Source organism: Sphaerisporangium aureirubrum (assembly GCF_042658925.1).
Lineage (GTDB): Bacteria > Actinomycetota > Actinomycetes > Streptosporangiales > Streptosporangiaceae > Sphaerisporangium > Sphaerisporangium aureirubrum.
This window is the reverse complement of record NZ_JBHSRF010000100.1, coordinates 15,167-28,668: the sequence shown is the minus strand read 5'-3', so window position 1 is coordinate 28,668 and position 13,502 is coordinate 15,167. Positions and strand designations below refer to the sequence as shown.

Below are 13,502 nucleotides of genomic sequence, written 5' to 3'. Positions count from 1 at the left end.
TGAAAAACGTCGGCGCCGACGACAACTTCTTCGACCTCGGCGGCAACTCCCTGCACGGCAGCCAGCTCGCCGCCCGCATCCGCGAACACCTGCGCGTCGCGGTCACGACACGCCACCTGTTCACCAACCCCGTGCTGGAACAGCTCGCCGCCCGGCTCGACAGCGGCGACACCGACGGCGCCGCACGCTCCGACAACGCGACGGCGCTGCAGCCCAGAGGCACGCGGCCGCCGCTGTTCTTCGTGCACCCCGTCGGCGGATCGGTGGCCGAGTACGTGCGCCTGGCGCCGTTGCTCGGCGCCGACCAGCCCTTCTACGCGATCGAGGACCCCGGCCTGCTCGGCGCGCCGAGCGCCGGCGACCTGGCCGGGCGAGCCTCCGAATACATAAAGGTCATCCGCCGGGTGCGGCCGAGCGGGCCCTACCGTCTCGGCGGCTGGTCACTCGGCGGTGTGATCGCCCTGGAGATGGCCAGGCAGCTGACCGGCGCGGGCGAGCACGTCGCGATCGTCGTCGTGCTGGACAGCGGCCTGCCAGGCGACCCCTGCGTCCCGGGCGACCTGGAGGTGCTTTCCGCCTTCGTGCGCGACCTCATCGGCATCGCCGGGGTACGGCCGCCGGATCTCGATCCCGAGTCGTTCCGGCACCTGGCCCGGGACGCACTGGAGGAACGGGCACTGGCGGTGCTCGACGACGCCGGCTTGGTGCCCGACGGCACCCGGGACGAACTCCGGACGCGGATGCGGTTGTTCGGCGTCAACACCAGAGCGATGTTCGCGCACCGGCCGCGAAGATATCCGGGACGGCTGGTGCTGGTCAGCGCGGCCGAGAGCGCCGCCACGGACCCCGCCGCGTGGCAGGCGCTCTGCGCGGACTTCGAGCATCGCACCGTACCGGGCGACCACTACAGCATGTTGCGTCAGCCCCACCTGGAAGAACTCGCCGCGGTGCTGCGTGACTGCCTGCGGGAGCGGCAGGAGCGAGCGGACACCTCCGAGCCCTGGTCCCCATTAGAGGGGACAGGTACGCAGTGACATCTGCACCTTAATGTCTGGATAGGCGAAGTATTTGCTGTTCAGCCGGCCACGCACGCCGCAGCACACACGCGCGGCGACGTACGGGCGCGACGTCCCCGAAGGACTAAGAGATGAGCGAGCTTGCCAGCCTGACCACCATGGAAGTTGAGGCGCTGACCGACCCGGGTGGCGGCCTCAACCTCACCGACGGACACGCACGGCTCGTCCTTTCCGCACAGCAGGCGGCCGTCGTCGAGCGTATCCCCGACATGTTCGCCGAGGCCACCCGCCGTTCCTTCCCGGACATCGAACGGGAGGCACACGCCGCGTTCCTCGGTGCGATCGGGCAGCACAGCGCACCGGTCGGCACCGGGCGGATCCTGAGCTGCTACTCCTCCACACTGGCCACCGACATCGTGGCGCGCGCGCTGCCCGCCGGCGCGGTCATCGCGGTGCTGCACCCCACCTTCGACAACATCGCCGATCTCTTCGTCACCCGCGGCCTGTCGCTGGTGCCCCTGTTCGAGTCGGCCATGCTCGAACAGGACTGGCCCGAGCCTCCGGTGCACGCCATCGTGGTGACCCACCCGAACAACCCGACCGGCCTGGTCACGCCGGAGGGACATCTGCGGTCGCTCGCGGAGCACGCCGCCCGGCACGGGCAGACGGTCATCATCGACGCCAGCTTCCGTGGCCAGGTGCGCGAGGCCCAGTACGACACGTACGCGGTCCTGGAGGCGGCCGGCGTGAGCTGGATCGTCATCGAGGACACCGGGAAACTCTGGCCCGTGCACGAGCTCAAGATCGGCCTGCTGGCCTACAGCGAGCGGACCAGGCTTCCCATCGAGCGCGCGTTCTCGGAGTCGTTGCTGGCCGCCTCGCCGGTCGTCCTGCAACTCATCAAGGGGCTGGCCGGGGACTGGGTGGACGGCGGCTTCGAACGGGCCCGCGCCCTGGTGGAGCGGAACCGGGCCGTGGTCCGGGAGACGGTCGAGCAGGCCGGGCTGCGGCTGGCCGACCCCGACTCGCAGATCAGCGTCGCCAGGATCAAGCTTCCCGCCGGCGGTCTCGACTCCGCGGTTCTGTACAAGGAGATGGTCGCCCGCGGCGTCCACATGCTGCCGTGCACGCCGTTCCACTGGGCCGACCCGGACGGTGGCCTGCGCTACATCCGCGTCTCGCTGGCGCGGCCGTTCGAGGTCGTCGAGCGCGGCGCGCGGACGCTGGCTCAGGCGTACCGCGATCTGTGCGTGCACACCGGCTGACATCGCGAACACTCGACGGGAGGTGCGCATCGATGAGCACGGATGCTCTGGCGCCGGCCGAGGACGAACAGATCGCCTTCGGTTACGACCCATTCGACTACCGGATCCACGAAGACCCCTATCCCGTCTACGCCTGGATGCGCGAGCACGCGCCGCTGTACCGCAACGAGCAACGCGACTTCTGGGCCCTGTCCCGGCATGCCGACGTGGTGGCGGCGCTGCGCAACCCCAAGCTGTTCTCCAACCGCAACGGCATCTCGCTGGAGTCGGAGCTGTGGGGCCCGCACGCGGTGCAGACCAGCTTCTTCCTCGCGATGGATCCGCCGGAGCACGGCGCGTACCGCGGCCTCGTGGGAGCCGCGTTCACGCCGCGCAAGATGGCGGCCCTGGAATCGCGGATCCGGCAGCTCGCCCAGGAGCGGCTGGAACCGCTGCGCGACCTGGCGCGGTTCGACTTCGCCGCCGACTTCGCCGCCGCGCTGCCCAACGACGTGGTCTGTGAGGTCCTCGGGGTCCCGGCCGAGGACTGGGACCAGATCCGCGCCGACACCGACCAGCTCAACCAGCGCGAGGACGGGTCGGAGGACCGGGGCCCGAACTCCGTGGCCGCCGCGCTCCGGCTGGCCGACTACTTCGTCGAGCTGGTCGGCGATCTGCGCCGCCACCCCGGCGACGACCTGACGTCGGCCATGATCCAGGCCGAGGTCAACGGCGTCAGGCACACCGACACGCAGATCGTCGCCTTCCTGTTCCTGGTGATCAGCGCCGGCAACGAATCCACCGGCAAGACCATCGGCAACGCCTGGTACCACGGCTGGGTGCACCCGGAGGTCCAGCGGGCGGGGCTGAACGGACGCGCCGCCGACTGGACCAACGAGACGTTGCGCTACGACTCGGCGAGCCAGATGACGGCCCGTACCCTCACCGAGGACACGGTCATCCACGGCGTCGAGCTGACGAAGGGCGCGCGGGTCGCGATCCTGCCCGCCTCCGGCAACCGCGACGGGCGCGTGTTCCCGGACCCGGAGCGCTACGACCTGGACCGCGACACCAACAAGATGATCAGCTTCGGGTACGGCCCGCACCACTGCCTCGGCGCCGCGCTCGCCCGGCTGGAGATGCGGATCGCCTTCGAGGAGATCGGCGCGCTGGTGTCGGAGTACGAGATCGACATGGGCAACACCCGGCGTGTGCACTCCCCGCACCAGCGGGGGTTCGCCTCCCTGCCGTGCGCGGTGGCCCACCGGCCGAAGGCGCTCCCGGTGAACGCGGGCACATCCAACTGATCTTTTGGGGTCGACGATGAGCACTTCCCACGCTGATACTCGCGACGATCAGGGCGGCGACCGGCCGGAGGCGGCGTTGCCCGCCGGCGGCGTGCGCACGTTCACGATCGTCTGGTGCGGTCAGTTCGTCGCGGTGACGAGCCTGACGGTGCTCAACTTCGCGGCGGCCTACTACTTCTACGACAAGTACCCGTTGCCGTTCCTCGGCATCATGTTCGCACTGCCCTTCGTCCCCTTCCTGGTGACCTCTCCCTACGCCGGTTCACTGATCGACCGGTGGGGGCCGAGGCGCGCTCTGCTGGTGAGCAACATCGGCGGCATCCTGCTCGCGGCGAGCATGGCCGTGCCGCTGTTCACGGGTTCCTTCTCCGTGTGGCACGCGTTCGCCGTCATCATGATCGTTCCCATGCTCAAGGCGCTGCTGCTGCCCGCCATCGAGACCTCGGTGTCGCTACTGGTGCCGAAGCGGCACATCGGCCGCGCGAACGGGACCCGGATGCTGGTGAACGGCCTCGGCGCGGTCCTCGGGCCGATCGCCGCCGGAATCCTGCTGAACGCCATCGCCATCGAGGGAGTCGGCCTGCTGGTGGCCGTGTGCCTGGCTCTCGCCGTGCTGACCCTGGCCGTGGTGCGGATCCCGCCGGCCCGGCGGCCCCACGCGGCGGAGGCCGCCGCGCGGGCGTCACTGGCCCAGTTCAAGGAGGCCTGGGACCGGATCAGGACCCGGCAGGGGATGGTGCCGCTGCTGGTTTTCTTCGGTGTGATCAGTTTCGGCATCGGCTTCGTCGAGGTGCTGCTCCCCGGTCTCGTCCTCGCCTTCGCCTCGGAGGGCGCCCTCGGCGCGGTCCTCGCGGCCGGAGCGCTCGGCATGACCCTCACCGGTGTGGCGATGACGGTGTGGGGCGGGCCGCGCCGCCGGGTCAACGGCATGCTCGGCTACTCGCTGCTGTTCGCGGTGGCGATCGTCCTCGGCTCGCTCCGGCCGAGCGTCCTGTTGATCGCCCTCGCCGCCTTCATCTTCCTCGGCACCACGTCGATCATCATCGGCAACCTGCACACCGTCCTGAACACCAAGGTCGAGCCCGAGCTGCTCGGCCGGGTGATGGCGTTGAAGAACGTCGTCTACGCCGGTCTGCTCATGGTCGGCAACGTCACGGCGGGAGTCCTCAGCGGTGTGTTCCGGCCGATGGTCGGCGAGGACCAGGTCCGGTCGCGCGTCGTGGCGTTCCTGGTCGGGGACGGGCCGGACCGGGGATTCGCGCTGCTCCTGATGGTGATCGGCGTGCTGATCGCGCTCTGCACGCTGTACGCGTACCGGCACCGGCGGTTGAACCGCATCGAGGAGGCGCTGCCGGACGTGACCCCCGAGGATCTGGCGGCCGACCCCGTGAGGCGATGAAGGAGTGACCATGGCACCGCCCGTCTCCGGGTTCCGCGCGTTCACCGTCCTGTGGTGCGGGCAGTTCGTCTCGCTGACCGGGTCGGCGCTGTCGGGTTTCGCCTTGGGCGTCTACGTCTACCAGGTGACCGGTTCGGCCACGGCGCTCGGGCTCGTCTACGCGCTCTCCGCGCTCCCGTTCGTCCTCGCCTCCCCCTTCACCGGTTCGCTCGTGGACCGGATCGGCGCGAGACGCGCGATGCTGGCGGCCAACGCCGGCTCTCTGATCGCGATGCTGGTCCTGGCGGCCGCGCTGTTCGCCGACGCCTCCGCCGTCTGGCCGGTGTGCCTGGTCGTCGCCTGCCTGTCGGTCCTCGCCGCGCTCCAGATGCCCGCGTTCGAGGCGTCGGTGCCGCTCCTCGTACCGAAACAGCAGCTCGGCCGGGCGAACGGGATGCGGCTGATCGCGGTGGCGTCCAGCCAGGTCCTGGCGCCGGTGGCCGCTGGGTTCCTGCTCATCGCCATCGGCATCGACGGGATCATCCTGATGGACTGCGTGTCGTTCGGCGCGGCCATCCTCGCTCTGCTCTGGGTCCGGATCCCGCTGGCCCGCCGGTCCGGCGAGGCGGCGGCCGGGGCGGCGGCGTTGCTCAAGGACTTCTGGGTGGCGTGGCGGTACGTCGCGGCCCGGCGCGGGTTGCTGGGCCTGCTGGCGTTCGTCGCGGCCCTGGAGTTCTGCGCCGGCGTCGTCGACGTGTCGATCACCCCTCTCGTCCTCGCGTTCGCGTCGTCGGGCGCGCTCGGCACCATCTTGACCGTCGGCGGCATCGGCATGGTCGCCGGCAGCCTGGCGATGACCGCGTGGGGCGGCCCCCGGCGGCGCGTGCGGGCGATACTCGGGTGTTCGCTGGTGCTCGCGGCGGCGATCGTCGCCGGTTCCACGCGTCCGGACGTCGTGCTGGTGGCCATCGCCGCCTTCGTCTTCTTCGCGGTGCTGGCGGTCGTCATCGGCAGCAACCAGAGCCTCTGGCAGTCCAAGGTGGAGCCGCATCTCCTGGGCCGGGTCATCGCGCTCCGGAACATGATCGCCTCGGTCCCGCGGCTGCTCGCGTTCGGCCTGGCGGGCTTGGCCGCCGACACCGTGTTCCTGCCGCTCGCCGGCCGGGACCGGGTCCGCTCGCCGTTCCTGGCCGGGTTGATAGGCGACGGCCCGGGACGAGGGGTCGCGCTTCTGATGATGGTGATGGGTCTCCTGCTCGCTCTCTGCGCCGTGGTGGCCTACCTGTCACCCCGGCTGCGGCACCTGGAGGACGAGCTCCCGGACGTCACCCCCGAGGACGTGACGCCGGGCGGGGCCGCCGCCGATCCGCGCGAGGTCCCGGAACCATGGCAGAGCGAGACCGTCTCGTGAGGAGGGCACGCCGTGCTCAGTGACGCACAGCTCCGCGAATACCACGACGACGGTTTCGTCGTCGTGCCCGAGGTGCTGACGTCGCGCGACCTGGCCCGGATCCGGGACGAGGTCGAGCGGCTCTACGGTGCGGACCACCCGGGCCGGGTACTGGAGAAGGACGGCAGGACCATCCGCGGCGTCCACGGCTGCCACCAGACGAGCGAGCTCTTCTCCCGCCTGGTCCGGCTGCCCGACCTGCTGGAATCCGCCGAACAACTGCTGGCGAGCAAGGTGTACGTGCACCAGAGCAAGGTCAACGCCAAGCGTGCGCTGCGCGGCGACGTATGGCCGTGGCACCAGGACTACATCTTCTGGGAGCGGGAGGACGGCATGCCCGCGCCGCTGGTCACCAACGTCGCGCTCCTCCTCGACGACGCGACCCCCTACAACGGGCCGCTGCTGTTCGTCCCCGGCTCCCACCGGATGGGCACCCTCTCCACCGAGCGGCGGCGTGCCGCCGGCGGCGAGGAGAGCTGGAAGTCGAACCTCGCGGCGGACCTGGACTACGCGTTGACCGCCGAGCAGCTGGCCGCACTGGTCGCCCGCCTCGGGATGCGGGCCGCGACGGGTGCCGCGGGCAGCATGGTGTTGTTCGATCCCCGGCTGGTCCACGGCTCGGGCACCAACATGTCACCCTACGACCGGCAGCTCCTCATCATCACCTACAACAGCGTCGACAACGTCCCCCAGCAGGTGCCGAGCCGCCGGCCGGAGTTCCTGTCCGCCTCGGACACCACGCCGCTGGCCCCGCTCACCGGCGGGCTCCGGCCGTGACGTAGCGCCCCCGACGGACGGCGGCCGGCCGGCACACGGGTGACGGCGGGCGGCCGCACACGGGTCCCACCCCGGTGCGCTCACCCGGCGGGACGCGCCGCTCCGGGTGCCTCACCCGTCGGACGCGCCGCCTCCGGGTCCGGCCGTGCCGGACCGTGCGGCCCGGATCGACGCCGCGACGTCCCGGACGCTGCCGCCGAGCAGATCGCTCACGCCGGGCCGCACGTGCAGCCTCGCAAGGCACGCGTCGAGCAGTTCGAAGGCGAGCAGGGAGTGGCCGCCGAGCTCGGCGAAGGTGTCCAGCACGCTGACCGGCCAGGTCGCGAGGACTCGGCCGTAGATGCCGACCAGGGCCGCCTCCACGTCGTCGGCGGGCGGCACGATCTCCCGTTCGCCGCCGGCCGGTGCTCGCCGGGCGGCGAGCAGCGCGTCCTTGTCGACCTTGCCGTTCACGGTCGCCGGGATGCGCGGCACCGGCACGATGCGTTCGGGCCGCATGTGGTCGGCCAGGATGCCGGCCGCGTGCTCGCCGATCGCGTCGACGTCCAGGTCGTCCACACCGACCGGGCCTGCGGGCACCACGAAGGCGAGGAGGCGGACCGGTTCGCCGTGCGCGACGACCGCGCAGTCCGCGACCGACGGGTGCGCGGCGAGCACCGACTCGATCTCGCCGGGCTCGACGCGCAGCCCACGGATCTTGATCTGCCTGTCGATCCGGCCGAGGTGCTCCAGCACCCCGTCGTCCCGGTACCGGCACAGGTCACCCGTCCGGTACACGCGCGATCCCGGCGGCCCGTAGGGGTCGGCGACGAATCGTTCGGCGGTGCGGCCCGGTGCGCGCCAGTACGCGTGCGCGAGTCCGACGTCGCCGCCGATGTACGCCTCACCCGGCATGCCGACGGGCATCAGGTCGAGGTTCTCGTCCAGCAGCGTGATCCGGAAGTTGGCCGCGGGCCGTCCCAGCGGCACCACCGGGACTCCCGGTTCGTCCGGAAGGACCATGTCGGTGACGTTGCCCGCCTCGGTCGGGCCGTAGCAGTTCACCAGTCTCGCGGTCGGCAGCGTGGCGTAGAACATGTCGCGGACGCGGGGGGTGACCGGTTCGCCGCCGCACATCGCCCAGCGCAACGCGCCGGCCCGATCGGCCGACACCTTCTCCAGGAACGGGGCCATCACGGTCGGCGGCAGGAAGATCGTCGACACGCGGTGGTCCTCGACGAGCCCGGCGAGGCGCCGCGGGTCGCGGTGCTCGCCCGGCGGGCAGATCACCAGGCACGCGCCGTGGTAGAGGGGCCAGAAGAGCTCCCAGATGGAGACGTCGAAGCCGGGTGAGGTCTTGAACAGCGCGTGGTCGCCGGGGCCGAACGGGTACCGGCTCTGCATCCAGGACAGGTGCGCCAGCGCGCCGGCCGTCGGGTAGGCGACCCCTTTGGGACGGCCCGTGGTGCCGGACGTGTAGAGGATGTTGAGCAGCCCCCCGCCGTCCACCGCCGGATCGCCCGCCGGGAAGGCTTCCCACGACCGCTGCCCGGACTCGACGTCCACCGTGCGCCACGCGCCGTCCGGGACACGGCCGCGACAGTCCGGGTCGGTGAGCACCTGACCCGGCGCGACGTCCTGGAGCATGTACGCGAGCCGGGAGTCCGGCAGCTCGGCCTCCAGCGGCACGTACGCGGCGCCGGTCTTCACGGCGGCGTAGACGGCGACGACCTGATGGACGCCGCGCCGCATGCAGATCCCGACGCGCCTGCCCGGCCCGGCGCCCTGGCCGATGAGGAAGTGCGCCAGCCGGTTCGCCCGCTCGTTCAGCTCACGGTAGGTGAGCGTGGTGCCGCCCCCCTCCACCAGGTCCACAAGGGCGACGGCGTCGGGGGTGAGCTCCACCTGCTCCTCGAACGGCGCGGTCATCGTGGTGTGCCGTACCTCGGGGGTGCCGTACGCGTTGAGACCGCGAAGGATGCGGTCGCGCTCGGTGCCGTCGACCAGCGGATGCGCCGCCATGGGGGCGTCGGGATCACTCACCATGCGGGTGAGGAGCCGCAGGAACGACCGGGCCCAGCATTCGGCGGTCGGCGCGTCGGCCGCGCTCGTCATGCTCTCGCCGTACAGGCACCGGTTGTCCTTCGCGACCACGATCGTGACGTCGATCCCCCGGCGGGTGGCCGCGTCCGGCGGCGCGGCGCCTCGCCCCCGCGCGGCCCGGCGCAGGGCGGTGCGGAAGCTGCCGGCCAGGTCGACCGGTGCGTCCGGGTCCGGCGCCACGGCTTCCAGCGCACCCTGCACCACCTGGACGCGGCGGGCCGCGCCGGGCCGGGACAGCCGCCGCGCCAGCACCGCGGCGCAGATCGACAGCGGGACGAAATCGCCGGCCCCGGCGGACGACGCCAGGGTGTGCAGCGCCCTCGCCAGGTCGGGTGGGATCAACACGGGGCCGACGCATTCCGGCGGCATCGACGTCTCTCTCTCGCCGTCCCCGGCCGCGGGCACCGCCGGCTCGGTCGTCGGCAAGAGAAGGTGTACCGGTGCAGCGACTGCGGGTTCGGCCGGGAAGCGGCTGCTGGTCACGGATGCTCCAATGGCCCGGATCTATCCTGATCCTCAGTTAATCGAGCCGCTCTCGGGCCGGTCAATCCGCGGGCCCGTCCCCCGTTCGCAGGACAGCGCACCCGCCCAGTCGCCGGTTCACGGGACTCTACCCGCCGTGCCGCCCGCACCTAGCGTCGGGAATACGAGTCGCGGACGCCGCCCCGGCGACTCGCGGCCGGAAAGCGGGGCGGGAATCGTGCTTCGGACTGATGGGCGCCTGCTGTGAGCGACATCGAGACCCTGATGCGGCCATCGACCGCCGGGCCGGAAACCTCGGTCCTCGACCTGATCCGCGCGCGGGCGCGCGCGCACGCCGACCGTGACGCGCTGGTCGACGTCCGGGGCACGACCGCCGCGCCGCTGAGCTACGCCGCGCTGATCGGCCGGGTGGACGCGCTGGCGTACCGGCTGCGCGCCGCCGCCGCCGGGCCCGAGCGTCCGGTGGCCGTCCTGCTCGACCGCTCCGCCGGCACCGTCGTCGCGATGCTGGCGGTGCTCGCGGCCGGTGGCGCCTACAGCCCGCTGGACGTCACCGCGCCCGACGCGCGCGTCGCGGCGACCGTGCGGCATCTCGGCGCGCGGGTGGCGGTCGCCGACCACGCGAACGCGGGCCGCCTGCCGGCCGGCGTCGTCGTGGTCGATCCGGACGCGGACCCCCCGGAGGAGCCTTTCGCGGTCACGCCTCCCGACCCGGACACGGTCGCGTACGTCCTGCACACCTCCGGCTCGACCGGTGTGCCGAAGGGCGTCGCGATGACCCATCGCGGGCTGTCCCGGCTGCTGCGCTGGCAGCTGGCCAGTGGGGCGCCGGGGCTGCGCACGCTGCAGTTCACCGCGACCTCCTTCGACGTGACGTTCCAGGAGGTGCTCTCGACGCTGGCGACCGGCGGCTGCCTGGTCATCGCCTCCGACGAGGTGCGCCGCGATCCCGCCGCGCTGCTCGACACGATCGTGCGCCGGCGGGTCCAGCGGTTGTTCCTGCCGTACGTGGCGCTGCAGTTGATGGCCGTCACGGCCGGACGGCTCTCGGTCACACCCGAGTCGCTCCAGCACGTGATCACCGCCGGCGAGCGCCTGATCGTCACGCCGGCGATCCGCGACCTCTTCGCCGCGATCCCGCACTGCCGGCTGGACAACCACTACGGGCCCACCGAGGCGCATCTCGTCACCAGCCTGACGCTCCCCGAGGAACCGTCCGCCTGGCCGGCGGTACCGGCCATCGGCGCTCCGGTGACCGGGGTCTCCTGCTGGGTGCTCGACGACCGGCTCCGGCCCGTGCCGGACGGGAACGCCGGCGAGCTCTACGTCGGCGGGGCCGGCCTGGCCAGGGGATACCACGACGACCCGGCCCGCACCGCGGAACGGTTCGTGGCCAGCCCCTTCGCGGCGGCCGAGCGCCTGTACCGCACCGGCGACCTGGCCCGTCTCAGGGGTGACGGGAACTACGAGTTCCTCGGCCGCGCCGACCGCCAGCTCAAGGTACGCGGTTTCCGGGTGGAGCCGGCCGAGGTGGAGGACGCGTTGCTGCGCCACCCCCGGGTCGAGGCGGCCGCGGCCGGGCTGCGCGAGGTCGCGGACGGCGTGTCCGTGCTCGTCGGGTACCTCCAGACCGACGGCCCGGTCTCCCACCGGGAGCTCACCGAGCACGTCCGGGGAATACTCCCCGCCTACATGGTGCCGTCGCGGTACGTCACCGTCGCGACGATGCCGCGGACCACGACCGGGAAGATCGACGGGCAGGCGCTGGCCCGGCTGGCGCTGCCCGCGGTCCCGGCCCCCGCCGAGGGGGAGCCCGCGCCGGACGCGCCGTCGCTCGCCGCGATCGTCACCGCCATCTGGGCCCGGGTGCTCGGCCACGACGAGTTCGAGGGCGACGACGACTTCTTCGACGTCGGCGGGGACTCGCTGCTCGCGACCTGGGTCGTCGCCGAGCTCGGGCAGGCCCTGGACCGGCCGGTCGACCTGTCGTTGTTCCTGGAGTACAGCACGGTCGACGACCTGGCGGGAGCGCTGGGTTCGGCCGTGTCCGTGCCCCGGCCGCGGCGCACGTCATCGCAGATCGTCACGCTCCGCCCCGGTCCCTCCGATCGCAGCCTGTACCTCGTGCACCCGCTCGGCGGCGAGCTGCTCGGCTACCGGGAGCTGGCCCACGCCTCGGCCGCACCGCTGCGGCTGCTCGGCGTCGGCTGGACGGGGGAGCCGCCCGCGTTCGGCAGCACACTCGGCGAGATCGCCCGCACGCACGTCGAGCAGCTGCGCACGATCGAGCCGGACGGGCCGTACCGGCTGGGCGGCTGGTCGTTCGGCGGCGTGCTGGCCTACGAGATGGCGCAGCAGCTCGTCGCCGACGGCCACACGGTGGAATTTCTGGGGTTGTTCGACGCGAACCCGGTCATCGATCCCCTCACCGGCCTGCCGATGGCGCGGACACCGTTCCTCGGGCTGCTGGACACCGTGGTGGCGCGGCTCGACGACCCGGCCACGACCCCGGCGGAGCTCCTGGAGCTGACGTCGACCGAGACCTGGGTCCAGCTCATGGGGGCGCCGATCGCGGCCGGTGCGTCGAGCGCCTACCTGCGAACCGTGCTGGACACCGCGCGGGCCTGCATGAACGCGGCGATGCGGTACCGGCCCCTGCCGTACCCCGGGCCGGTCCACCTCTTCCAGGCCGCCGGCGCCGGTCCGGCGCGCCAGGCCGAACTGGCCGCGGCCATCCGGGGCCTCTGCACGGGGCCGCTGACCGTCATCCCGATCGACGGCGACCACTGGACCTTCATCAGAGGAGAACACGTCACGGAGACGGCGGCGGAACTGGATGCCGCGCTGGAGCGCGTCGGTGAGGCAGGGAGCACACAAAGTGGATCTTGAGACGGACGCGAAGACCTTCGCCGAGCAGGGATACATCGGGCCGTTCACGCTCTGGGAACCGGAGGAGATGAAGGCCTGGTGGAAGGAGCAGCGCAGGGCGCTGCTGGACCCCGCCGGCGACACGCGCAAGGTGTTCGGCAATCCGGTGAACTACGACCGGCACCTGGACATATCCGGGCTCGGCAAGCTCATCAGCGAGCCGGAGATCGTCCGGCGGATGCAGGCCGTCATCGGCCCCGACATCCTCTGCTGGCGCACTGAGTTCTTCCCCAAGAACCCCGGTGACTCGGGTACCGGATGGCACCAGGTGGAGACGTACGCGATCGGTGAGACGAGCCAGGGGATGCTGGAGGCGACGGAGCACTCCCCGGGCACGCCGATGGAGCTGACCTGCTGGGTCGCGTTCACCGAGGCGGCCAGGGAGAACGCCTGCATGAAGGTCGTCCCGGGCAGCCATCGCCGGTGGCGCTACGACGAGCACGCGCCGATGAAGTGGAACGGCGCGGCGCGCGACAACTCCTTCTTCGGCTACAACTACGACGACATCAAGATCGACAAGGACTGGAGCCCGGAACAGGAGGACGTCCGCCATCTGGAGATGCGCGCCGGCCAGTTCTTCATCTTCACCGCGCGCTGCATCCACGGCTCCAACCCCAACACCAGCCGGCGGCAGCGCATGGGCTTCGCGATCAGAGTGGTGCCCACCCACGTGCGGGTCTACGGCGGCATGTCCGAGTTCGACGAGTTCGGTCACCACTTCGACCTTGACCGGCACGGCTGCGTGCTCGTCGCCGGGAGGGACGAATACCAGCTCAACCGGGTGGTGCGCGAGAACGCGTGGGGCGAGCCGTTCTCCACTCTCGAAAGGGTGTGACC

Annotated in this window: 9 protein-coding genes; 8 read left to right on the top strand and 1 reads right to left on the bottom strand. The window is 71.7% G+C overall.

The annotated features are described in order from the left end of the window. The 6 genes from ACFP1K_RS36895 to ACFP1K_RS36870 all read left to right on the top strand — a co-directional run. The coding region (locus tag ACFP1K_RS36895; protein ID WP_380762320.1) for a thioesterase domain-containing protein at positions 1-1,034 on the top strand (1,034 nt) is incomplete at its 5' end. 113 nt (positions 1,035-1,147) lie between these two features. Beyond that, positions 1,148-2,281, top strand: a complete 1,134-nt coding sequence (locus ACFP1K_RS36890) for an aminotransferase class I/II-fold pyridoxal phosphate-dependent enzyme (protein WP_380762318.1) — start codon at positions 1,148-1,150, stop codon at positions 2,279-2,281. A 32-nt stretch (positions 2,282-2,313) separates the two neighbouring features. Continuing rightward, the gene (locus ACFP1K_RS36885; RefSeq protein ID WP_380762316.1) at positions 2,314-3,567 is read left to right on the top strand and encodes a cytochrome P450; all 1,254 of its coding nucleotides are present in this window, start codon (positions 2,314-2,316) and stop codon (positions 3,565-3,567) included. Positions 3,568-3,583: 16 nt separating this feature from the next. Then, positions 3,584-4,966, top strand: a complete 1,383-nt coding sequence (locus tag ACFP1K_RS36880; protein ID WP_380762314.1) for an MFS transporter — start codon at positions 3,584-3,586, stop codon at positions 4,964-4,966. 10 nt (positions 4,967-4,976) lie between these two features. Beyond that, a complete protein-coding gene (locus ACFP1K_RS36875; RefSeq protein ID WP_380762312.1) occupies positions 4,977-6,356 on the top strand; it encodes an MFS transporter in 1,380 nt (459 codons plus the stop codon). A gap of 12 nt (positions 6,357-6,368) precedes the next feature. Beyond that, entirely contained in the window at positions 6,369-7,172 is an 804-nt protein-coding gene (locus tag ACFP1K_RS36870; RefSeq protein WP_380762310.1) for a phytanoyl-CoA dioxygenase family protein, read from the top strand. A gap of 111 nt (positions 7,173-7,283) precedes the next feature. Here the strand turns inward: ACFP1K_RS36870 and ACFP1K_RS36865 are convergent, their stop codons facing one another. Then, entirely contained in the window at positions 7,284-9,599 is a 2,316-nt protein-coding gene (locus ACFP1K_RS36865) for a non-ribosomal peptide synthetase (RefSeq protein ID WP_380762308.1), read from the bottom strand. Between the two features lie 381 nt (positions 9,600-9,980). Between ACFP1K_RS36865 and ACFP1K_RS36860 the strand changes: the two genes are divergently transcribed. Together ACFP1K_RS36860 and ACFP1K_RS36855 are read left to right on the top strand one after the other, a co-directional pair. Beyond that, a complete protein-coding gene (locus ACFP1K_RS36860; RefSeq protein ID WP_380762306.1) occupies positions 9,981-12,626 on the top strand; it encodes an amino acid adenylation domain-containing protein in 2,646 nt (881 codons plus the stop codon). After that, entirely contained in the window at positions 12,616-13,500 is an 885-nt protein-coding gene (locus ACFP1K_RS36855) for a chlorinating enzyme (protein ID WP_380762304.1), read from the top strand. The genes ACFP1K_RS36860 and ACFP1K_RS36855 overlap by 11 nt, the downstream gene beginning before the upstream one ends. Positions 13,501-13,502: the final 2 nt, after the last annotated feature.

Excerpts from the sequence above, each read along its gene's own strand:
- ACFP1K_RS36890 (WP_380762318.1), top strand. The coding sequence starts at position 1,148 with ATGAGCGAGCTTGCCAGCCTGACCACCATGGAAGTTGAGGCGCTGACC.
- ACFP1K_RS36885 (WP_380762316.1), top strand. The coding sequence starts at position 2,314 with ATGAGCACGGATGCTCTGGCGCCGGCCGAGGACGAACAGATCGCCTTC.
- ACFP1K_RS36880 (WP_380762314.1), top strand. The coding sequence starts at position 3,584 with ATGAGCACTTCCCACGCTGATACTCGCGACGATCAGGGCGGCGACCGG.
- ACFP1K_RS36875 (WP_380762312.1), top strand. The coding sequence starts at position 4,977 with ATGGCACCGCCCGTCTCCGGGTTCCGCGCGTTCACCGTCCTGTGGTGC.